The sequence below is a fragment of the Singulisphaera photorubra genome, assembly GCF_045290345.1.
Taxonomy (GTDB): Bacteria; Planctomycetota; Planctomycetia; order Isosphaerales; family Isosphaeraceae; genus Singulisphaera.
Map to the genome: position 1 here is coordinate 1,371,386 of NZ_CP155447.1, position 22,069 is coordinate 1,393,454.

At 60.2% G+C, this 22,069-nt stretch carries 17 protein-coding genes and 1 pseudogene; 10 read left to right on the plus strand and 8 right to left on the minus strand.

All coding sequences use genetic code 11. From position 1 onward, the window contains the following. Positions 1-14: 14 nt before the first annotated feature. Positions 15-1,316, minus strand: a complete 1,302-nt coding sequence (iscB, locus tag V5E97_RS05180; RefSeq protein ID WP_406698218.1) for an RNA-guided endonuclease IscB — start codon at positions 1,314-1,316, stop codon at positions 15-17. Positions 1,317-1,623: 307 nt separating this feature from the next. Continuing rightward, positions 1,624-1,947 carry a hypothetical protein gene (locus V5E97_RS05185; protein WP_406698219.1) on the minus strand — a complete coding sequence of 108 codons (324 nt, stop codon included), beginning with the start codon at positions 1,945-1,947 and terminating at the stop codon, positions 1,624-1,626. A gap of 704 nt (positions 1,948-2,651) precedes the next feature. Between V5E97_RS05185 and V5E97_RS05190 the strand changes: the two genes are divergently transcribed. From V5E97_RS05190 to V5E97_RS05225, 8 genes and pseudogenes are all read left to right on the plus strand, one after another. Then, positions 2,652-3,551: a type IV toxin-antitoxin system AbiEi family antitoxin domain-containing protein gene (locus V5E97_RS05190; protein ID WP_406698220.1), complete on the plus strand. Its 900-nt coding sequence runs from the start codon at positions 2,652-2,654 to the stop codon at positions 3,549-3,551. Between the two features lie 145 nt (positions 3,552-3,696). Then, the gene (locus tag V5E97_RS05195; RefSeq protein ID WP_406698221.1) at positions 3,697-4,440 is read left to right on the plus strand and encodes a nucleotidyl transferase AbiEii/AbiGii toxin family protein; all 744 of its coding nucleotides are present in this window, start codon (positions 3,697-3,699) and stop codon (positions 4,438-4,440) included. Positions 4,441-4,456: 16 nt separating this feature from the next. Further along, a pseudogene (locus tag V5E97_RS05200) lies at positions 4,457-4,576 on the plus strand (C-terminal helicase domain-containing protein); the annotation flags it as partial. A 218-nt stretch (positions 4,577-4,794) separates the two neighbouring features. Then, positions 4,795-5,658 carry an alpha/beta hydrolase gene (locus tag V5E97_RS05205; RefSeq protein WP_406698222.1) on the plus strand — a complete coding sequence of 288 codons (864 nt, stop codon included), beginning with the start codon at positions 4,795-4,797 and terminating at the stop codon, positions 5,656-5,658. A 480-nt stretch (positions 5,659-6,138) separates the two neighbouring features. Then, on the plus strand, positions 6,139-8,700 hold the full coding sequence (locus tag V5E97_RS05210; protein WP_406698223.1) for a M48 family metalloprotease: 2,562 nt from the start codon (positions 6,139-6,141) through the stop codon (positions 8,698-8,700). 515 nt (positions 8,701-9,215) lie between these two features. Beyond that, on the plus strand, positions 9,216-10,517 hold the full coding sequence (locus V5E97_RS05215) for a TIGR03067 domain-containing protein (protein WP_406698224.1): 1,302 nt from the start codon (positions 9,216-9,218) through the stop codon (positions 10,515-10,517). A gap of 857 nt (positions 10,518-11,374) precedes the next feature. Next, positions 11,375-11,662 carry a type II toxin-antitoxin system TacA family antitoxin gene (locus tag V5E97_RS05220; protein WP_406698225.1) on the plus strand — a complete coding sequence of 96 codons (288 nt, stop codon included), beginning with the start codon at positions 11,375-11,377 and terminating at the stop codon, positions 11,660-11,662. After that, the gene (locus tag V5E97_RS05225; protein ID WP_406698226.1) at positions 11,659-12,162 is read left to right on the plus strand and encodes a GNAT family N-acetyltransferase; all 504 of its coding nucleotides are present in this window, start codon (positions 11,659-11,661) and stop codon (positions 12,160-12,162) included. Before V5E97_RS05220 ends, V5E97_RS05225 begins: the two co-directional genes overlap by 4 nt. A gap of 236 nt (positions 12,163-12,398) precedes the next feature. On the opposite strand, the gene V5E97_RS05230 is transcribed toward V5E97_RS05225, so the two are convergent. Further along, positions 12,399-13,505 carry a GDSL-type esterase/lipase family protein gene (locus V5E97_RS05230; RefSeq protein ID WP_406698227.1) on the minus strand — a complete coding sequence of 369 codons (1,107 nt, stop codon included), beginning with the start codon at positions 13,503-13,505 and terminating at the stop codon, positions 12,399-12,401. A gap of 257 nt (positions 13,506-13,762) precedes the next feature. Then, complete coding sequence (locus V5E97_RS05235; protein ID WP_406698228.1) at positions 13,763-14,341, minus strand: hypothetical protein; 579 nt, start codon at positions 14,339-14,341, stop codon at positions 13,763-13,765. Between the two features lie 480 nt (positions 14,342-14,821). On the opposite strand from V5E97_RS05235, the gene V5E97_RS05240 reads away from it, so the two are divergent. Together V5E97_RS05240 and V5E97_RS05245 are read left to right on the plus strand one after the other, a co-directional pair. Next, the gene (locus tag V5E97_RS05240) at positions 14,822-15,001 is read left to right on the plus strand and encodes a transposase (RefSeq protein ID WP_406698229.1); all 180 of its coding nucleotides are present in this window, start codon (positions 14,822-14,824) and stop codon (positions 14,999-15,001) included. A gap of 91 nt (positions 15,002-15,092) precedes the next feature. Then, the gene (locus tag V5E97_RS05245; protein ID WP_406698230.1) at positions 15,093-16,001 is read left to right on the plus strand and encodes an IS3 family transposase; all 909 of its coding nucleotides are present in this window, start codon (positions 15,093-15,095) and stop codon (positions 15,999-16,001) included. A gap of 858 nt (positions 16,002-16,859) precedes the next feature. Here the strand turns inward: V5E97_RS05245 and V5E97_RS05250 are convergent. From V5E97_RS05250 to V5E97_RS05265, 4 genes are all read right to left on the minus strand, one after another. Then, positions 16,860-17,126: a hypothetical protein gene (locus tag V5E97_RS05250; RefSeq protein WP_406698231.1), complete on the minus strand. Its 267-nt coding sequence runs from the start codon at positions 17,124-17,126 to the stop codon at positions 16,860-16,862. Positions 17,127-17,459: 333 nt separating this feature from the next. Beyond that, a complete protein-coding gene (locus V5E97_RS05255) occupies positions 17,460-20,273 on the minus strand; it encodes an ATP-binding protein (protein ID WP_406698232.1) in 2,814 nt (937 codons plus the stop codon). Positions 20,274-20,277: 4 nt separating this feature from the next. Beyond that, positions 20,278-21,780: an ATPase domain-containing protein gene (locus tag V5E97_RS05260; protein ID WP_406698234.1), complete on the minus strand. Its 1,503-nt coding sequence runs from the start codon at positions 21,778-21,780 to the stop codon at positions 20,278-20,280. Further along, positions 21,773-21,982 (minus strand): MerR family transcriptional regulator, encoded by a 210-nt coding sequence (locus tag V5E97_RS05265; protein WP_406698235.1) that lies wholly within the window; start codon positions 21,980-21,982, stop codon positions 21,773-21,775. Before V5E97_RS05265 ends, V5E97_RS05260 begins: the two co-directional genes overlap by 8 nt. Positions 21,983-22,069 lie beyond the last annotated feature (87 nt).

The following is a 22,069-nucleotide window of genomic DNA, read 5'->3' on the forward strand; positions in this document are numbered from 1 at the left end:
ACGTTATTGAATCATCAATCTCTCCTAGCGGAGGAAACCCCCGGCTTCAGCCGTGGGGAGGAGCCGTGTGAATCGGCGAAGAAGTCGCCGTGACCGTAGGAATATCCGTCCGAACGATGAACCTTCGCGACGTGCTTGGGATGAACGGCCACGATTCCGATCTGGAAGTAGCCCTTGAACCGGATGGCCACGCGACCTTCGTGAGTCCCCGTGTACTTTCCGTTAGGGACCACAGCCCGCACGATGTCGCCGGTCTGGAAGCCGAGATGGGACTTGCGCCCATCGACATGGCGAGACGGGAATCCGAATTTATCTGTGCGGCACCGCTGTCTCGTGCCGTGTCCGTACGCCTTGATCCGGAGTGGATGAGTCTCACTAATACGAACCTGAGTTCCTGACTTTCCAACGCATGCCGCGTCAATCCAGTGGGCTTTGGGGTAGCCTTGAGTGACGCGATTAAACTTAGTGTGACCGCCTGTGCCGCACTCGATGGGAAATCCTGTCGCCTTGAGTCGCCCGAACAACTCCCACCGCGAAGCATTCACCGCGGCGGCATCCTGGAGCGGAGCCTTGGCCTGCCGATTGATCTTGGCGAGCACTTCGGGTTTGGCTTTAAGGAATACCTCGATGGGATTGTTGCCCTTGCGCTGATTGCACGGCTCACACGCCAAGGTCAGGTTGCTGACCCGATCGGAGCCACCCTTGCTTTTCGGATGGATGTGCTCGATCTGGAGTGGCACGCCTTCCTTTCCGCAGTAGGCACACTTGCGCCCCCATTTCTCCAGGAGATACTCGCGAAGCTCATAGCCGGCGAGCGTTCCTTGCTGATATTCCACTCCGCTGATCTCGGGATTCTCCATCGCTTGCATGTCGAACCGCACGAGTTCCATGCTGATGGCAGTCACAGGACAGAGCCGCGAGATCCTTGCAACCCAGGTCAGCACATTGCTGATCCGGCTTTCGAGGCTTGGCGGCAGCCATCCCTTCTGCCTTGTGCGGTTCTGGAACCGGGGCTGGCGATATCGCGTCTTGCGGGCACGACGGCTGCGACGATTCGCGGCACGAGTTTCCAACGCAGCCTTGATCTTCTGCCCTCGGTGTTCGATTTCGGCCGCGACCACCACCGTCTTGGCTTGGTCAGTCTCGGCTACAACAGCCACTCCGGTCGTCTTGGAACCAGGATCGATCTTGACGGCAACCGGCTGCACATCGCCTCCGACGCGATTTTTGAGGATGATTGTGAAGGGGAACCGGCGGAAAACCGCCGCCATTTGAGCTCGGAGCAATTCTCTTGCGCGGGCCGGATGGCACGGCATGAGCGGCTCCCTCTGTGCGTCAAGAACAAAGACATGGTTACCCATGCGTCTCCCTTTCGGGGAAAAGTTTGCCTCGGCAATGTTCACGGTCAGCACGTCCGACGGACACTTCGATAGACCCTCTCGATGTTTAATCCGTCGGTTACAGAGCGGCAGACTGGCAACGCATCCGCCGGTGTGTTCTTGAACTCTCCCGTGAACGTAGCCCCTTGCGGGACTGAGCCTGGTCAACACGGCCTGAGAGCCTAAACTCTCAAGCCCCGCCCTTGAGGGCTGGGGTCGTTGACAACCATCTCTAGTTCACCGGTTACGGTAACGGAGATGACTTGACCTTCATTTTCATTCCGCAGCAACAACTGTCGACTTGGTAGCTCCTGCCCTCCTTTTTCTTTCCCTCTTTGGGGCGGAAAATGACTTGGGCACAGTAGTCTCCCGTCCACTGGTACGTGACATCGAAAGCGGAGAGGTCACCCATTTCCGTCTCGGCCTGCAGGGTCGCGTTGAAGACGAGGTATCTCAATCTCGCCTCGCTATCTCGCTTCATCTTTGCTCCGATCGCCGAAAAAATCCCGACAATGGCGACCGCGACCAGCATTATTCTTACCGAGAAGCGGACGTGAGGGATTCGCATGGTTCTAGCCTCCTTGCCATTTGGCAATATCCGGTCTCTAACTCACTTGTTGCACTTCGGCCGTCCGCGCCTGCGAGAACGTCCGCACCAACTATAAGTAAGACGTGAAAGGAAGTAAGACGCGACAGGCTCAAGTCTTCTGGTTTCAACTCCATCGAATGAGCTCATGATCGAAAATAAAATGAAAAAACATCTATGCAGAATCGAAAAGTGATCGGAAAGTGGCATTCGTCAATGTTGCTGTTATCTGGGCAAAATGAGATACTACGGGTCTCACAGGGATCATCTTATCCAACTTGCGCAGGCCGCTTCAATAATTAGGAATGACCCCTTTTCGTTCTAAGTCCTCATCCGGAAAAGGTTTGCGTATACATTGACCCTGCGAGGTCTAATGTAGAGAAAATGGAGAGAGGAGCCCGAGGATAGGGCGGTGAATCCCATTGGCTCGCACATTTTCAGCGGCTTAGCGTGATTCGCTGAGTGGCAGAAACGACAAAATCGGCCTGTGAATCGTTCCAGGACAGTTTTTCCGTGCGTAAGAACTCGCCAAGCTCCGAAAATTAGCCAGAACATCAATCGAAATCTCGCCCTAATCCCATGATATCATAGGACTTGACGCAATTTTCCTCTTAAGGCTTGACATGTCTATATCCGCCGAATAAGATGTCCTTAGGACATCTTATTCGGCGGCTCTGGCGGTTGCTATGTGGACCAAGACATTTGCGTCCAAAGTCCTTCGGGAGTTTGCGGAGGCTCGACGAAGAGTCATTTCTGACTGGCGAATTCATCTCACCGCCCGTCGGTTGGCCCACACCGAGAACAAACCTCTTCCCGACGAAAAGAAAGCCACTGATATTCGTCAGGAGCTTGTAGGCCGCGGCGACATCGCCTCGGTCGAAGGCGTTGCCGGCGTCTACATTGTGAACGTGGCTTATGCGAATCTGCTTGAGGTTTCCGAAGAGCAAATCGTCCAGGAAGCGAACCCTTGGGCAGTTTTCGGATACCTCACCGCGATGACCTATCACGGGCTCACCGACCTGGTTGCGAAGGAGATTTATCCGATTGCAAGCAAGAACGGAGGGAACACCCACCGTTTGCCGCTCGGCACGATGCCCGATGATTGGTCTGAAGGCACTCGACTGATTGCCGCGAGACGTCCGGAGCGGGTGGGGGATGTTTCCGTCCATTGGACGCAACTCACTGAGGAACCCGGTTTTGGCGTCATGATCGGCTATAGTTCGGGTATTCCGATTTATGTGACCGACGTGGAACGAACGCTTCTCGATGCCCTTCGCGCGCCGGACAAGTCGGGCGGAATTGCGAAGGTGCTCAAAGCATGGCGGTCAGCGGAAGACGTTGATGTCGGCAAACTCGTCTCGTATGCCGACGCATATGGGAACAAGGTTCTCCGGCAACGCGTCGGCTTCCTACTTGAGAAGCTCGGTAAGACTCACTCCCGGCTCGAGGAGTGGCGGCATGGACTGCAACGGGGAGGGTCGGTAAAGTTGGTGGCGAGCAGTCCTTACTCGGAAACGTTCTCGGCGGAGTGGAACCTTTCGCTGAACGTCCCTCCGTCGATCCTCGCCATCATCGAAGGGAGCTAGAGGCACTTTGGAAGCGGGAAGCTATCCAACCTCAATCGCCGAGCTCCCTGCCTGGCGAAAACAGAATGGCACAACCACGGAGGAGGCCAGACGACGCCTCGTTCAGTTCGTGATTCTCGCGTCGATATCCTCGTCGACTGCGTTGGTGTCCTGCGTTGCCTTCAAGGGCGGGAATGCTCTTCGCTTTGTGTACGGCAACAAACGGAGCACGCTCGACCTTGACTTCAGTGCGGACGGTGATTTTCCCGATAGCCCGGCAGACATCAAAGTGTTGATGAACGCGGCCCTGATGACGGGCGAACGCCAGTATCAGGTGAAAGCTCGCTGTCAGAGCATCCACCGGCTCCCTCCAGGCGTCGACAAGACGATGCCGACATACCGCATCAAAGTGTGCTTTCAGCTCCCCGGCGATAGGCATTTCCAGAATATCGACGAGCGGCTTGCCGCGGGCAAACATCTCTCGGATGTGGTCGAAGTTGAAATCAGCTTGAACGACGTGCTTTGCGAAACGGGCGATGAGCAACTCAGCCCTGAGGCGAAGCCGCTTCGCGTTTGCACGCTCGATGACATCCTCTCTGAGAAGCTTCGGGCCCTCCTCCAGCAAGTTCCTCGGAATCGTTCCCGACCTCAAGACGTCTTCGATATCGCCTCGATGCTGCGCAAGCACCCCGAGTTGATTGACCCTGGGAAGGTTTCTTCCTTCCTCCTGCGGAAGTCAGAGGCGAGAGAGATTGTCGCGACGAAGGGTGCTTTCAACGACGACGTGAGAGGCCGAGCGTCGCTGAGCTACGATGCCGAAGTGCGCGAGTTCACGACCGAGTTCATCCCGTTCGACGATGCATGGGCCGAGGTGCTCGCTCTGGTTTCACGCCTCACCATCCCGGACTGAAACTCGCTCAAACCAAAATCCACTCGCGGCCGAATACGTGTACCTGCTCGACCCGTGGTGGAACCCGGCGGTGGAAGCGCAGGCGATCGACCGTTCGCACCGGATCGGCCAGACTCAGCGTGTGTTCGCCTACCGCCGCAATCCTGAACGCGGACACGAGCCTGATCCAGACACTGAGCCGCGAGGACCTCGAGTTCCTCCTGACCTGAGCCGTGGGGCACCATTGCCTGCCCTTGCTTGCTCCTCGCCGAACGATCAGGATTGGGCTAACATCGCACGGTATCCTTGATGTCCACGATAATCGCAAGTTGAACGCGATAGGTATCGCAACAGGCTTTTCAAAGGATAACTAACGTGAAACATGTTTCCCGGATGCTCATCGCTTTCGCTCTCCTGTCCGAAGCACAGGCCCAGGACGTCAAACGCAACATCGCCTACGCCGATCCGGCGCAAGAGCGTCAGGTGCTCGATGTTCATTCACCACGTAATGCGAAAGACCTGCCCGTCGTCTTCTGGATTCACGGCGGCGGTTGGCAGGCGGGCGACAAAACGAGTGTTCAGATCAAGCCGCAAGCTTTCATGGACCAAGGGTTTGTCTTTGTCTCCACCAACTACCGACTCCTGCCGAATGTCGACATGGCAACGATTGTGCGCGACGTGGCTAAGTCTATCCGCTGGGTCCACGACCAAATCGCCGAGTACGGAGGCGATCCGGAGCGCATTTTCGTCATGGGCCATTCTGCCGGTGCGCAACTCGCCGCGTTGATCTGCACCGATGATCGCTACTTGAAGGCCGAGGGGCTGTCGTTGGCCATCACCAAAGGCTGTGTGCCCGTCGATGGCGATACCTACGATGTGCCGGCCATTATTGAAACGGCGGAGACCCGTCGTCGAGTGCACGATCAGCCGCAAGCGAAGTACGGCCACCGTGAGAAGTTCGGCAACGATCCCGCGAAGCATCGCGACCTTTCCGCTGTAACGCATGTGGCCAAGGACAAGGGCATTCCTCCGTTCCTGATCCTGCACGTTGCCGAGCATCCCGACACGAGCGCTCAGGCACAGCGTCTCGCGAGCGTGCTGAAGAGCGCGGGCGTTTCCGTCAAGGTCGTTGGTGCCCAGGAGTCCAATCATAACAAGATCAATGCAGATCTCGGCCTGCCCAACGATCCGGCCACAAAGGCGTTGTTCGAGTTCGTTGGCGATGCCCTGAAGAAGTGATGGCTTGCCCCCGGGAGCCTGACGACGTTGGGATGGAAGTCGGTGGCTACGGACCGGGTTCCCATCCGTAAACGACCTGCGGGACCAGAAAGTGATCGTTCCCGAAGGCCTGCAAGACGTGTTCGAGTCCCCTCCACAGCGGCGGGCGCTGTCTTGAGGCGGTCAGCCAACGGCCGGATCGCGTGGAAGGATAAAGGATGGCATGACGCTCGAGGCGCTCCGGACGGTGGTGACATGTGAGGGGTATAGCCAGGCACCTCGGTGAGGAGGCTTGGCAAGACCCGTGAAGAGTGTTGTTCAGTCCTCGCCCCAGGTGAAATCGCCATGTTATTCATTTTGCCCAGGTGGGGAGCCTGACTGCCGAGATATTCGCGAGGGTGAAATCAGCAAACAGACGATTGAGTGCGAGCGACAAGTGATGTAGCTTGGGCGGCGGTCGTTAGGGTGGCAAGGAGCTTGCGGTCGAGAGAGTCTTCGTCGATGCCGATCTCTGTCGAATGCCCGTCGTGCCAATCAAGGGTGCGGGTCCGGGATGAGCTTGCCGGGAAGCGGGGGCGGTGTCCCTCTTGCAAAGCGGTGTTCGCCGTTCCGGCGGCGGTGGTGGCCATGACGAGTCCGCAGGCCGACGATGACCTGGTCCCTTTGCCTGAGGAGGAAGTCCGCCGGGCCGAGGCCAGGGCGAGACCGCAGCGGCCTGCTTCCGAGAAAGAGGACGATGCCGTGGGGGGCTACGTGCTCGCGGGAGGTGTGGCCAAGAAGGCGAAGATCGTGCGGGTGCGCGATGGGGCATTGCCGGGGGTCGGCGTGAGTGCGAGTGGGGTTCGCCAAGCCGCTGCGCCAACCGAGATCACGCGCACCCCTGCCGAGATCCTGGCGGCCTTCCGGGGCGAGATCGAACCGTTCCGGCCGTCGCCCTTATATTCGCTCTGGCTCTTGATCGTCGCCGGCTTCATGATCCTCTTGCCCTTGGTCTACGTGACGTTGATCGGACTCGTGATCTTTGCGCTGGTGTATCATGCGGTGAACGATTTCACGGTCTTGCAGCATGCGCAAGGGAGAGGGGCGACCAAGGTCGCCTTGGCGGTCTATCTCGTGCCGCTGATCGGTGGCGCTGGGATCGTCGCGTTCATGCTCAAGCCGCTGTTTGCGAGGCCCGCGAAGCCGACGAAGAATCGGGTTCTCGACCCGCAGGTCGAGCCGCTCCTCTATGCGTTCGTGGATGGCGTGTGCGAGTCGGTCGGTGCTCCTCGGCCGGAGCGGATCGAGGTCGATTGCCAGGTCAACGCGGCCGCGGGCTACTCAGGAGGGGCGTTCTCGTTCTTCTCGCGAGAGCCCGTTCTGGTCATCGGTCTCGGGATGGTCGCCGGGCTCAACCTCAAACAATTCGCCGGTGTCATGGCCCATGAATTGGGACACATCTCGCAAGGGTCGGGGGCGCGGTTGATGGATGTGATCTCGTCCGTCAACCAATGGTTCGCGCGTGTGGTTTACGAACGCGATGCCTGGGATCAGACCCTGGTGGACTTGACGACCAGCGGGGACGGCTATCTCATCATGTTCGGGGCGCTCGTCCGCCTTGCCGTCTGGCTGACTCGGCGCGTGCTCTGGGTCCTCCTGCACATCGGGCACCTCGTCAACATGGTGTTTCTCCGCCAGCGCGAGTACGACGCCGATCGCTACGAGGCGCGAATGGTTGGCGCGAAGGTGTTTACCCAGACCTGCTGGCGGATGCGCGAACTTCAACTGGCTTCGCAGTTCGCCATGGCCGACCTCCAGTCAAGCTGGCAGCAGCGCCGACTGCCGGACAATTACCCGAAACTGATCCTGACCAACGTCCCCCAGATCCCCAAAGAGATGCTGGCCACCTACCGAAAAGCTTCGGGCCAGGCCACGACGGGCCTGTTTGATACCCACCCCTCCGACCGCGATCGGATCGCCCGCGCGAAGCTCGAAGAGCCAGGCGAGGGGATCTTCAACCTCGACGGACCCGCGACCGACGCATTTCGTAATTTCGATGCACTCGCACGCGCAGTGACATTTGAATACTACAAGTCGATGCTCGGAAGTGACATCAGCAAAGATCAACTCTACCCCGTGGCCGAGCTGGTGGAGACCCAGGCAGTCGCCCAGGAGGGGTACGTCGCGGCCGGCCGATTCTTTTTGAAGGCGATGCCGATGACTCAGCGGCTCGCATTGCCTTATGACTATCCCAAGGCCCCGACCAACGCAAAAGGGGCGAAGCAAACGCTCGTCAAGGTCCGTGACGACCAGCAGGCCGCGAGTGAGGGGTGCCGGAACGCGAGCGAGCGGGACGCCGACGTGCATCAGCGGCTCGTCAAGGCCGAGGCCGCCAGAATCCTCTTGAAGTCCGACATCAAGCTTGATGCCGACGCCTGGGGCTTGCGAGCGTCGACAGTCAGAGCGGCGGAAGCCGCGCGCGACCGAGCGTTGGCGGAGCTCGGCGACCTCGAGGGGGAGTTCGAGCACTACGCCACATTGGCCGCGCAACGCTTGACCCTGGCGCTGGCCATCCTCCAGGTCGAGACCGTCGCCGATCGGGTGGCCGAAGGCCGCGAACGCCGTGAGGAAGCCCACGTCTTGTATCCCTGCGCCTCGCACCTGGGTGCCAATGTCGTGAGCCAACTGCTCCCGGTTGTTCGCGCCAAGCAGGTTCTCGAGTTGCTCCTCGAGCGGTACAACGACGGCAAGAACGAGAAGAACCAGTCCCTGATCGCGGCCGTTCTCCGCGGCGCGAGCGACCTCCGCGAGAAGCTCGAAGAGCTGCGATGGAAGGTCGGCGACACGATTTACTATCCGTTCGAGCACGCGAAGGAAGATATCACGCTCGCCAGCTTCGCGCTCCCGCCCGTCTTGCCCGAGAAGAACGACGTCGGCGGGTTACTCGAGACGACCGATGCGGCCATCGACCGCCTCTTCGGCCTCTATCGCCGCGCCCTGGGCCGACTGGCCGTGACCGCCGAGGAGGTTGAGCGCGTGCTGGGACTCGAACCGATCGCCTCGACCGAGTTGGAATCACGCTGACCATTGCGAATTCGCCTTGGCGAAGTCTTGTGGGATGACTTCGATTTCCTCTCTGTTCAGGACTGAATCAGCCCTGGCCACTTCGGTGTCGAACTCGCCCTTTTGATCTCCGCATGTATGGCGGCAGCGGGGCTGCTCGAAGCAGTGGCCCTCACCGTTTCGGTGGCCATGAAGCGATCGTACCTGAATGTTTCGGGGACGTTCTCGGCGGAGTCCTCGGCAACGGGCACCCATGGCCAGGCACCTCAGTTGGGCAGCTTGGGACCATCAATGAAGAGGGTTGTTCAGTCGTTGGCTTAGATAAAACCTCCATACTTTCCATCTTATCCACTTTAGGATTCTGGCTACTGATAGCCCCGCAATCCGCTCAATTGAGGTCAGTGCCACCTTGCTCGCGTGGTCATCAGGTCCCCCGAGAATTCTGATCTTGCCAGGCTCCTCCAATCTAGAGAAAGTGACCTGCGCATCGACTAGTCACTTTAGTCAAGAAGTTTCAAGAGAAGGATCTCTCACCCATGCCTGTCATCCTCCTGTCACTGTTGATTAGCCTGCCCACCCTTGATGATGGAGGCAGAACGCCAAGTCGAACTGCGGTGGAGGAGGCTCATCAGCTTCTCGCCGGGACCTGGACTGTGCTCTCGGTCGTGGACGACGGGGAGCGCATCGGGGCCGACCTGATCAAGCAAAAGCTGGTCGCGAACGGCGAGGTGGATATCTTCTCGCAAACGATCCACATCGTGAGTCCCGAAACCGGTGAGAAAAAGTCCTGGATCTTTCGTCTCGACATTAGCCAGTCGCCCCATCGGATCGAGCTCATCACCAGTGATGACCGGGTGCTTCGTGGTGTTTACAAGTTCGACAACGACACCTTGATTGTTTGCCTCCCTTTTTATGACGAAACCAAACGGGCCGACGGCTTCGACGCCCCCGTGAACTCGGGCCTGCTTCGGCTGGAGTTGAAGGCCAAGGCCAAGCCGCTTGCCGTTCAGCCCGCCGCGAAAATCGCCAGCGTGACGCCGCTCGACCCCCCACGCGCCACCGATGCGGAAATTCGACGCCAGCACGAACTCCTGTCCGGCGACTGGACGATTCTCTCGATCCGCAACAACGGCGATGATTACAACGCCGACCTGATCCGGCAGAAGATCGCCGAGAACAACCGACTGCACATCGGCTGGCAGGGCCTCTACCTCACGAACCCGAGGACGCAAGAGAAGCAGTCCTACAGCATGCGGCTCGACCCGTCACGCACTCCGCGCACCATTGACGTGACCAACAAGTTCGACGAATTGCTGCACGGGATCTACCGCTTCGAGGGGGACACTCTGAGCATCTGCCTGAACAAGCGCGAGGGCTTGCCGACCCCTGACCAGTTCGACGCTCCGAGCGGTTCACATCGCGTGCTCTATCGCCTGAAAATGGCCCCGCCGATGGAGCCGACGACCGCGACGGTAACCACGACCCCTCCTCCTCGCACGGATGAGGCGGCCGAGCAGCGGGAGAGGGTGAGGAAGCTACTCGTCGGTTCCTGGTCCTATACGGATAGCAAAGGGACCGTCACCACGGTGCTCCAGTCCGATGGCAGCTTCGTCTTCACCCGGGTCCGAAACCGCAAACGCCTGTTCGAGCCGTTGACGGTGACCGGTTGGGGAACCTGGAATTTTTCCGGGAACCTCCTGAACGTGACGATCAATCGATCCACCGACATCCTCCTCGCGCGGCGCTCCTACGTGGCCAGGATTCAGTCGATCGGCGAATCGACGATGGTCGCCTCCGACATCTTCGGTGAGCTTCAGAACTTCAAACGGCTCCGCTGAGCGGGTCGCCGCACCACTTGTTTTTGTCCGGCAAAATGCCGTACAGTGAGAGGACAGTGGAAAGAAGGGCAATTGCCCTCAAATCGCAAATGGGCATGCACGCAGAAGTAAAGCTTCGCCTAACCCGAATATGAATTTATCAACGATTTACGATTGATCAGCGGCCGGAATCCAATTTTTCCCGTAGGGTGGGCACGGCCCACCATCCCTATCTCCTTGCCGAAGCGAAGGTTAAGATGGTGGGTCGTGGGCCGTGCTCGGGACTTTCTCACCGCCGATGCCAGGACCAGTGGACAGCGCGGACACTTTGGGCGGCCAAGGCAGCCCGAGGAGCCGAAGCAAGGCTCTGCCGGAGAAGGACTTCTGCGCCACCTACTGCCTACGCGACCACTACTGAAACTGTCCGCGCTTGTCCACCCTCGCTGAGAAAGTCCCCCGTGCTCACCCTACGGGAATGGTGCGGCCGACGATGATGCCGTGGCCGATCGCATTGAAGTAGGGAAAAACGGGTTCGGCGAAGCTTTATGCGCAGAAGTCCGGAAATTCTTTGAGCTAGGCTGGTTAGATCGGCTCACTGTAACTTCTCAATAACCCCGGGCAACAATCTGTTCACTGATGAACAGGGACGGCTGCTTATGGACCCCGGATGCCTTCAATGGCCCTCAAAAGGCGATCCGGACGCTGTAAACGTGAGTGCAGTTCACCACTGTTCGAATGCACCACCCGAGGTTATTGAGAAATTACGGCTCACTGGTCGGCGGCCCCGAATGTTTTGGCTGGTTGCTTAGGCGTGTAGCTCGGCGTAACTACCTAAGGGCCAAGAGGTTCTTGGCGCACGCGCCAGGTGGGTAATTTTGATGCCAAAAGAACACGCTCGCAAAGCACGGATCGAAGCACGCATTGCGCCCGAAGCCCTAGCCGTGGTGAAACGCGCCGCCGAAATCCAGGGCCGCAGCGTCAGCGATTTCGTGGTGGCCGCCGCTCAGGAAGCTGCGCACCGGACGATTGAGGAAACGCATCTGATCCGCCTTTCGGTTGAAGATCAGGAGCGTTTCGTGGATCGGTTACTCAATCCATCGCCGCTGCCACCCGCACTGGCGCGGGCCAGGGATGCTCATGCCGAGCTGATCCGGGAATCACGGTGACGGTAGGGTCATTTCTCATCGAAGCCCTTGAGCCTGGCCATGAGCGGTCGGGGTTCACCAGCGGCGTGGAGACGCTTGACCGGTATTTTCGGCAACAGGTGATGCAGGACGTTCGCCGCCGGGCGACGGCCTGTTATGTTGCCGTTGAGACGTCGGCTAGCAGAATTGCCGGCTATTACACGCTTGCCGCCGCCGGTATCCCGCTGGCGGAGGTGCCGGCAGCACTTGCTAAACGCCTGCCACGTTACCCTTCCGTTCCCGTAGCCCGGCTTGGGCGGCTGGCGGTGGATCAGGCTTTCCGCGGCCGGCGACTCGGTAGCGCCCTCTTATGGGATGCCGTGCAACGATCCTTGCGTTCGGAAATCGCCGTCTTCGCCCTGGTCGTGGACGCCAAGGACGAGCAGGCCGAGGCCTTCTACCTTCATCACGGTTTCGTGGCGTTTGGCAGCCAACCTCGGCAACTTTTTCTGCCGCTCACGAAACTCTTAATCCAGCCGTAGCGCCCTTTCCCTTTAGGTGCTTGGCCACTGATTGTGCCATTGAAGGGAAGGCAGTCGGTGGCCATGTACTGAACACCGATTTTCGCTTCACCCGGGTCCGAAGCCGCAAACGCCTGTTCGAGCCGTTGACGGTGACCGGTTGGGGAACCTGGAATTTTTCCGGGAACCTCCTGAACAACACCTCGTCCCCGAGCTATCGCGGGGGAACCTCAGTGTTAGAGATAAGTGGAATTTAGCTACGTGCGAAATTCGGATACATAGTTCCTGCCGGGGATCCCGTCGCCGTCTCCGTCGAGGAAATATCCGTATATGTTCTTTATCCCGGTCGGTGGTGTGCCACCGACCGTCAAGACGTAGCGGTTAGTTGGTGCGAGCGGGCGAATGAATTTGAGTGTAACCCTTTTAGCTGCCGAGTCGTAGGTCACTTGTTGGAGCATGACGCTGCGAGCCCGTTGGGGACCTCGGCGCGACAACCGAGGTGACACCCGGGTGAGGCTGTAATTAGCTTGGTTGCCAGCCGAGTCTGCATCCAAACTCTCGTTGAACGACAAGACAATCGTCACGAGGTTTCGCTGCGGGTGGGTTAATCGAATGCCCTGGACGGTCGGAGCGTAGGGGCGGCCGAGCCACTGTTGCACGGAGCCGTAGACGGCGTCTGCCCAGACGTCGTATTCCTGTGGCGTGGGGTGGAGACCGAAGGGGGTGAAGGGACGTGTGCCGTCCGGCTGCAGGAATGCTGGGCTAATGTCGAGATATCGGACGTTGACTTCATCGGCCAGGTTGACGATCTGCTCGTTGACCTGCTGGCCCATGATCCGGTACGGATCGTCGGGCGTTAACCCGATGGGGATGACTCCCATCAGGAGGATTTTGGTCGTGGGAGATAAGTTCCGGATCGTTCCGACAACCGAACTGATCCCGGCGACCGTCTCTGCAACCCGGGCCGTCAGAGGCGAAGTGGAGTACATGATGTCTATGGTTCCGATCTCGACGACAGCGACTTTGGGTCGGCCTGCGAGTTCGCCATTCTCCAACCGCCATAACAGGTGCCGTGTCATGTCGGAGGCGACGCCGAAGTTGGCCGCCCCGAGTGGCGCGACCTTCTGGCTCCAGATGGAGCCCGCGATCCGATCCCAGTACTCGACCATCGAGTCGCCGAGGAAGATGACGTCGTCCTGCCGGGTACGAATTCTGGCCAGTATCTCCTGATATCGTTGGACCGCGGCCGGGTCAGTTCGTTCGATCGGAGAGACGAATGCCACTGCGGGTGCCATGGCTCCGAGGCTCAGCGCGGTCCTCTCTTCGAGGCGGTCCACGCTCGGGCGGAACGCTCGGCTTCTCATCGAACGAGTCCTCCTAGGGGCCGATTTGGAACGAGGTGAGAATCGATGAGAAGCTTGGCGCGCTCAGACCCGCCTAGAGACGTTCGGGAGAACCTCCGAGGGATCCACAATCCGGGAGTGTTCAGACGAGCCCGTTAGGAACTTCATCGATCCCTTTGCCCGCGGGTTGCAATTGTAACTTCAATATATTCAAAAAGGCAAAGCACAATAAGCATCCAAAACGAAGATAGTTTAGCAAGGAGACAGAGCTGGATGCCTCATGCGGCCCGGATCTTGTGCAGGGATCGGGTTCTCTTGGAGCGGTCGGTTCTTCGAAGTTCCCGTTGCAGGTCCAGAGCCAACCGACCCTCGATTTCGCCGAGCGTCCTGACCCGGTACACCGTCTTCTGCATCTTCCGGTGACGCCGATTGCCGCGTTCCACCGCGTTTGACGTCGTTCCCAGCAACCGCGCATCCAGGAACACCAGCGCCTTCTCTAACCCCGGCGACTCCAGCTTCTTGAGCGTCTCACGCAACCGACCAAACCGACGCAGTCTCGCCAGCTTGGCCAACGCCGTGGCCAGGCGACATCGCCGGTCGAAGAGACGAATGACTCCCTCCATCAACTCCCGGAGCGTGCGGAGTTGCGGCTGCCCTCGACTGATCCGCCGTAGCGTCGCATGCTCCGAAGCGCTGAGCCGACGCTTGACGAGCAGGTAACGATGTTCGAACAGCTCGCCCGCCTTATGCTCGATTCGCTTCTTCCGTTGCACCGTACGCTTCGCAGCCTGGGTGCCGCGACGACCTCGGCCGACCTTTGGGGCACCGGCTGTCAGTCCTTTACGCACCTTGGCCACGGCGGAGAGGACCGCCTTGGTGATTTCATGGAGGACGTGGAACGTGCAGATCTGGTGGGTAGGCAGTCGGTGGCCATGCGATTAAGTAGGGTAAACCAGGAGGTTTGAGTAAGCTGTTAAGACTCGCAGGCAAGTTTGCAGTTTTGCTAAGATTCCCAGACTTCCCAATTGAAGTGCATGGCCACAGATGGTCCCTTGCCCACTCTCTGCGTGATGAGACGCCGAGCGGCCGATTGAATGCGCTGCTCGGTGTCTTATGAGTGCCTGACTTTCTTCACGAGTCGTGGGGACTCGGAGGAGTTGGGATCACGCTAGCAGCTTGGCCACTGATGGTCCTGCGATCTCAAGGCGTGGTCGAGCATCCCGTTAACGGAGGGGCGAGCGGTTTATGGCATAACTCCAGGTTTGGCCTGCCCCCCAAAATCTGGTCCAGGCTTAATGGGAATCGTATAACTGGCTGACCCAGCCAGGGAGCGACCCATGCGAAAGCGACCCAGACCCGACCAGATCGCCAAGATCCTCCGCGAGGTCCAGGCGGATCTCCAGGCCGGATTGAACATCAACCAGGCGTGCCGCAAGGGTGGCATCGGACTGACGACCTACTACCGTTGGAAGGCGCTCCAGGAGAACCCAGTATCGGGCGAACAAATCAAAATTTAAGAACTTGAAAATGAGAACGGGCGTCTCAAGGAACTCGTCGCCGAACTGGCGCTCGACCGCCGCATGCTCCAGGAGGCATTGAAAAAAAGCCATGACCGCCGCACGTCGCCGCACGATCGTCGCCGAGTTGTGTGACGCCTTCGACGTCTCGCAGCGCCGCGCCTGTCGCGCCCTGGGGGTCAATCGCTCTGGCCTGCGTTACGCCCCCATGCACAGCGACGAGCGACTCGCGTTGGCACTCCGGATCGAGGTATTGGCCGGCGAGCACCCTCGATACGGCTACCGCCGGATCTGGGCGATGCTGCGTCGCGAGGGATGGTCCGTCAACAAGAAGGCCGTCCACCGGCTGTGGCGGCAGTCGGGCCTGAAGCTAGCCGGGCCGCGGGCCGTGCACAAGCCGAGGCGGCCGCACGGCCAGGACATCAATGGATGCCATCTCCGACCGTCGCTCGGAAAAGACGATGTATGGACATGTGATTTTATTTTCGACCGTACCAGCGACGGTCGGAGCTTGAAGTGGCTGAGTCTAATCGATGAGTATACTCGTGAATGCCTGTCGCTGGAGGCACGACGGGGCATGACGGCCGAGGAGATCCGGGAGATCCTCTCCGAGGTGGTGGCGAGGCGAGGTGCCCCGCCGCATCGGGTTCGCAGCGACAACGGGCCGGAGTTCGCGGCGGAGGCGGTGCGCTCGTACCTGGAGGAATCGGGCTCGGGAACGCTCTACGTGGCGCCCGGGAGCCCGTGGCAGAACGGGTTCGCGGAATCGTTCCACAGCAAGTTGCGCGACGAATTCCTCGAGTTGGAGGAGTTCGAGAGCGTGCCTCAAGCGCTGGCGTTGGCGGCGCTCTGGAAGGAGGATTACAATACGGAACGCCCACACAGTTCGTTAGGCTATCTGACACCAACCGAATTCTCGGCGACACGCGAGAGGTACATGCCTATCGAAGAAGAAGAGGAGCCCCATGACGCACCACCTACTGAACAACTGCGCGGATAGATTCCCATTAAGGCTGGACCAAGAAATGGGGAGCAGGCCAGTTGGGCACTCAATTCGATCCAATATTCCCTCCGTCCCCGTTCCCTCCCTCCAATGCAATAGAATACACGGGGAGAATGAATTCAGCATGCGCTAAGCCCTGGTCCGACGCCTGGGAACAGTCAACATCCATGAGTTCGCTTGTTGGTATACCGTCCAAGTACGAGGAATTGAGAAAAGCAGAGGCAATATCGCTGACTTCCGCACACTCATCGATTGCACACCCAAACGGCAACCCTGGCAAGTGCGATCGAGATATGCAGCTGATGCACAACGAGCCAGACATTTCATCATGCCAGACATATAGAAGCATGGGATCCAATTTATCGCAAATCACTTGGCTCTGCTTAATGTGGATATAAAATTTGATTGCGCCGATAAGCTGCGAAATTGATATTAGTTTCGCTTCCTCGGCTGAAAGGAACAATCTGCTCAGATTGCCGATTGCCTCTTCTGTTTTGTCGTCGCTGACTAGAATGCAATCCCATGCGTTACCACTAAGCCAATCATCTAGAAGAATACATTTGTCGTTTGCCATTGTGCCTGAAACCCCAGTTATTTTCAAAGAGAGGAATTGGCCTATTTCTCTCTTGTGCTTGCGTGTGAAGGGCCACAGGTGCAGTGGCCAGGCAGTTCAGTAGGGAGGCCTGGGAGATTCCGTGAAGCTCGATGCTCCGTTGCCGACTCAGATGAATTTTCCAGGTTTCCCGTTTTACCCTCCTTAGGTGCCTGGCCACCGACACATGAGAATCACCTCGGGTACCTCGTCGCGGACGTCCATGATGCTCTCATGGCGGAAGAAGACCGCCGCGAAATGGATCAGGGGCCCGATACCTCGTCGCGGATGTCCATGATGCTCTCATGGCGGAGCCTGAGCAAGTGGTGGGTAAACGGGGCCTTGCCCGCGATGCGGCTGCGGCTCTGGCGAGCGGAGGTGATGCGGAAGCCTTGATCTTCCAGGAGGTCGAGCACGTCCACCGTGGGGATGAACCTGTAAGTAGGGCTCATGCCTTCCCAAGGGGTGGTGGCGAATACGGACGGGGTCATGGCGCGGAGGTCGTCGCTGGAAAGGGTCTGGCTGACCATCGGGAAGCTCCTGAAAGAGTGCCTGTTTGCCTGCGATTGTCGCTTCGAACGGCAATTCGTTTGGCAAACGGGGCGAAAGCAACCCGAGTGGAATAAAATGGGGTTTAAGTGAAGTCAGGGGAGAAAGTGACGGCTGCAAGTAGCCGCAGGCGGATGAAGCTGGCACGCACCAACCTTGACGAGCGGCCCCGCATGGACAACCCGGTTCGATCTTCCTGCGTCAGGGATCGAAGCGATCGCGCGAGCGACGGACCCCGCCTAGAGACCGTCCCGAAGGGAGACGCCCGAACGTCGGTTCTTCACTTCAGGGTGCCGAAACCCGGTCGAGCCCGATTATACTCGCTTCACGCCCAGAAACCTCTCGAGCTCGTCGATGTCGACAGGCTTCACGAGGTGGCCGTCACAACCTGCTTCGCGCGACCTCGCCTTGTCGCCATCCTGGCCCCAACCGGTCAGTGCGATGATTGTCATTTCCCGCCCCCATGCCTGCTCGCGGATTCGCTTGGTCGCGTCCAGGCCGTTCAGTACGGGCATGCCGATATCCATCAGCACGACTTCGGGGAGGAATTCGCCCGCCGCCTCGATGCCCTCCAACCCGTCGCTTGCGGTGCGGACGTCGTTGCCCATGAGCTTGAGCATCCGGGCCAGGGTGCTGGCGCCGTCGTGGCTGTCATCTACGATGAGAATCCGACGTCCCGCGCCGGCATGACCGTTGCCCGTTGTCGTAGGAGTCGGGGCCGCTAAGTTCTTGATGACCGGCAGTGTGATCGTGAACGTGCTGCCCTTGCCCTCGCCGTCGCTCGTCGCACCGACCGTCCCCCCGTGCATCTCAACCAGCCCCTTGACCAGGGCAAGGCCAATGCCAAGTCCGCCGGTGGCCCGCTCCACGCTGCGATCCACCTGGGAGAACATGTCGAAGATGTTCTCCAGCGCCGCGGCCGGGATGCCGATCCCGTCATCCCTGACGGAGACGGCGACCTCGCCGCCATGCTGCTCGGCCGTCAGCCAAATATTGCCCCCGTGCCGAGTGTATTTGGCGCTGTTCGAGAGCAGATTGCCGAACACCTGGGCCAGCCGCGTCAGGTCGGCCTCCAGGTAGATCGGCCTGTCGGGTATGGAGACGGTCAGGGCGTGTCCCTCGGCCTCGATGGACGGGCGCGCGGTCTCCAGGGCGATACTCACCGCCTCGGCCAACGTCACCTTTGCCAGTCGCAGCTCCATCTTGTTGCGGTTGATGCGCGAGATATCGAGGAGGTCGTCGATCAGCCGCACCATGTGCGTGATCTGACGCTCCATGATCTCCCGCGTCTCCGTCACCGCATCCTGGTCCGCCCCTGCCAGCCGCATCACGCCGAGGCCGTTGCGGATCGGGGCCAGGGGGTTGCGTAGTTCGTGCGCGAGTAGGGCGATGAAGTCATCCTTCTTGCGATCCTGGTCCCGAAGTTCCTGCTCCATCTCCTTCCGCTCGGTCACGTCCCGGGTAGTCCCGGCCACCGCCTCCACTTCTCCATCTGCCCCGAGGATCGGCACGAGGATGTAATCGTAGATCCGCCGGCCGAACGTGCCCGCGAAGGGCACTTCCCCTCGGAGCGGCTTCCGTGTCGCTCGCACCTGCTCGATCTCCCGGTCGTGCAACTCGGCGTGCCACGGCTCGTAGCCCAGCTCGAGGCAGTGCTTCCCGATCGCCTCGTCCCAGGTCTTGCCCCACATCCGCAGGAGCCCCTCGTTGGCGTAGGCGAACCGGTGATCCAGGCCCCAGACGTACGCCAGGTCCGGGGTGGACGACAGGACCGCCTCGTACAGCCGCGTCCGCCGCTCGGACTCGGCCGTGACCCGGTCCAGAGCCTCCTCTGCCCGCTTCCGGCCGGTCACCTCGATCACCACGCCCGGGAACCGTATAGCCTTGCCGGTTTCATCCTGCTCGACCTGCCCGCGGGCGTTCACCCACCGCCAGCCGCCCGCCCCGTCCGTCACCCGGTAATCCGCCTCGTACCGCCCGCAGGTCTCGACCGCCAGGTTGACGAGCCCGGCCACCCGGTCCCGGTCGTCGGGGTGGATCGAATTCAGGAGCCCGGTGAGCGGGCCGCCGGCCACGGCGGAGGGCGGGACGGCGAAAATCCTCGCGAAGCTCGGGTCGCCGTAGAAACGATCGTTCGGCACGTCCCACGCCCAGGTGCCGATGGCGCCGGCGGCCAGCGCCGCCTCCATGCGCGACCGGATGTCCCGCAACTCGGCCTCGGCCCGGGCTCGCTCGACCGCCGCCCAGGTACGCTCGGCGGTCTGCTCGATCAGGGAGACCTCCTCCAGGGTCCACTCCCGAGCGTCCTTGGAGTGGACTGTCATTCCCGCCATGAGCGAGCCAGCCTTGACCAGCGGCACGTCGATATGGCCGCGGACCTGGATCGAGGCGAATGCCTTCCGCTCGTCCTCGGGCCGCCCCAACTGCTTCGTCGCGTCGGCCTCGACGACGGTCCGACCGGCGAGGAACGCCTCCAGCAACGGCTCCCCGAACGACGAGACGGGATATCGCCCTGCGAGGGACTCGACCCCGTCGAAGTAATCACGCTCGACGACATAATTCGGGGCCACGATCTCGAAGTACGCTACCCGGTTTGCTTTGAGATGTTCGCCAAGCACCCTGTTGGCGGCAGCCTGCACCTCTTCGGGGTCTGAGAGCGGTCGGAGGGTGTCGGCGAGCTTCACCAGATACGCCTGCGCGTCCTCCGACTTCCTTCTCTCGGTCAGGTAGTCTCTGACTTCATACTGCCTCCGACGGGAACGCAAGGCGGCCCGAACGACGCTCAGCAGGGAGCGGACTTTCAACGGCCGCTCGACGAGCGTAACGTTCATGGACTCGCGGATCGAAGCGTCCCCCACGCCCTCCTTGGCCAGCAACACGAGCGGAAGGTCCGACCACGGCGGCTGTTCCTTGAGCGCGGCCGCGAGGGAGCCGTTGCGGTCGCCGGCCACGGCCTCCTCGGTCAGGAGCGCGGCGCCTGCACCCCGCTCGATCTCACGGCAGACATGGTCAATGTCCGTACATACGAGGCAGTCCAGGCCTTCCTTGGCCAGTACCTCCCCCATCCTTTCCCCGTCCCGCGCCGTTGGCATCAGGACCAGCACCCGCTCGTCCGAAAGCGTATCCACCGGCTCAACCTCGTTTCGGATCCGGGAGCATTTCCGCCTTGCCCTCATACTGCGGCACGCCCGTCATCACACCGCGGAACTCCCGGAGCGGTTCGCCTACCGCGACTCCGTTCGATGAGATCCTCAACTCGCGGAGGGTCCTCTCGTGCTGGCCGGTCCGCTTCTTGAACACGCTGATGGCCTGCTTGATCTCGCCCCGCGCCTCGAAGTAGCGGAAGAGCAGCACGGTGTCCGCAAGGTAACTCACGTCCACGTCGCCTGCCATCCCACCGCCGACGATCATCCCGTGCTGGGCGACGACCATCATGGTCAGGACGCCCTTCTGGTTCAGGTACGAGAACATCTCATGCAGATGGGTCGTCAGGTACCTTTCCTCCGGCATGGCGTTCAGATAACCATTCAGGCTATCGATGATGATCAGCTTCGCCCCAGCCTCGACGGCCCGCCGCACCTCGTGGGTGAACGCCCCTGGGGACATCTCGGCCGGGTCCACCTGCTGGGCGTGTAGCATCCCTTCCGCCATGTATGCCCGCAGTCCGCCTTCCTTACCCGGGCAGAGCTTGTCCACCCGCTCGATCAGCGTCTCCATCACCTCGTCGAACATATAGACAGCCGCCTTATCTCCCGCCTTCATAGTGTTCACCACGAACTGCATGGAGATGGTCGACTTCCCCACCCCGGCCGGGCCAAGCAGCAGCGTCGTCGATCCGGTCGAGAGACCTCCGCCGAGCATCGAGTCCAGCGCGGCGATGCCGCTGGGCACTGCCGCCCGCTTGAACGCTTCGTGATGCTCTGACGCCACCAAGCGGGGGTGGACGATGACCCCGCCCTGGATGATCTCGTAGTCGTGGTATCCCTCACGGAAGTTCGAGCCGCGTACCTTGGTGACGAAAAGCCGCCTGCGTGCAGTACCGTACACCGGAAGGGTCCGCTCCAGCACGACGTTTCCGCCGACGAGGCTCTCTGGCTGGACGTTCCCTAATGGCGACGATCGGTCGTCCAGGAGGAGCACCGTGGTGCCACGGCGGACGAAGAACTCTTTGAGGGCAAGCAACTGGCGGCGGTAGACGAGGGCGTTGCCCGCTAACAAACGCATCTCGGAGAGGCCGTCGAACACGACGCAATCGGGCTTCGCGGCCTCCACGGCGTCGAGGATCGCCCGCGTGGTCTCGCCCAGTTCGATCTCTGAAGGATGGAAGACGGACGCCTCCGATTCCCCCGCGAGGTTAGCCGCCGAGCTGGTAAGGTCGCAAATTTCCAGTTCGCCCAGTTCCCACCCGTGTGAGCTGCAGGCGTTCTCCAGGTCTTCGACCGACTCGGTAAGGGTGATGTAGAGGCATTTCTCACCGGCGGCCATTCGCCCCAGAACGAATTGGAGTGCGAGGGTGGTTTTTCCCGAACCAGGGTCACCCTGAACGAGGTAGAAGCCCTTGCGGAGGAACCCGCCCATCAGGACGTGATCCAACCCCGGGACGCCGGTCGAGACGTATTGTTTCGGTTTAGCCATCTTCTCGTTTCCGTTCGGCCGCGGACCGGAGGACGGCTTCCAGCTCGTTGCGGCGATACAGCCGGTAGTGATTCATTGGATGCCGGTGGGGCTTGAGCTTCCCGGCCCTGTCCCAGTTGCGCAAGGTGGAGGGGCTGACGCCGAGGAATTCGGCCGCCATCTTCACCGTGAGATACTCGTCCAGGCTTGAGAGGGCTGGCATTGATCTCGCTAACCTTGCCAAGGGTTGTCAGACTGGGATGTAAACCTGAGCGATTTTCATGCCAGAAGATAGAATCGGGCCGATCGG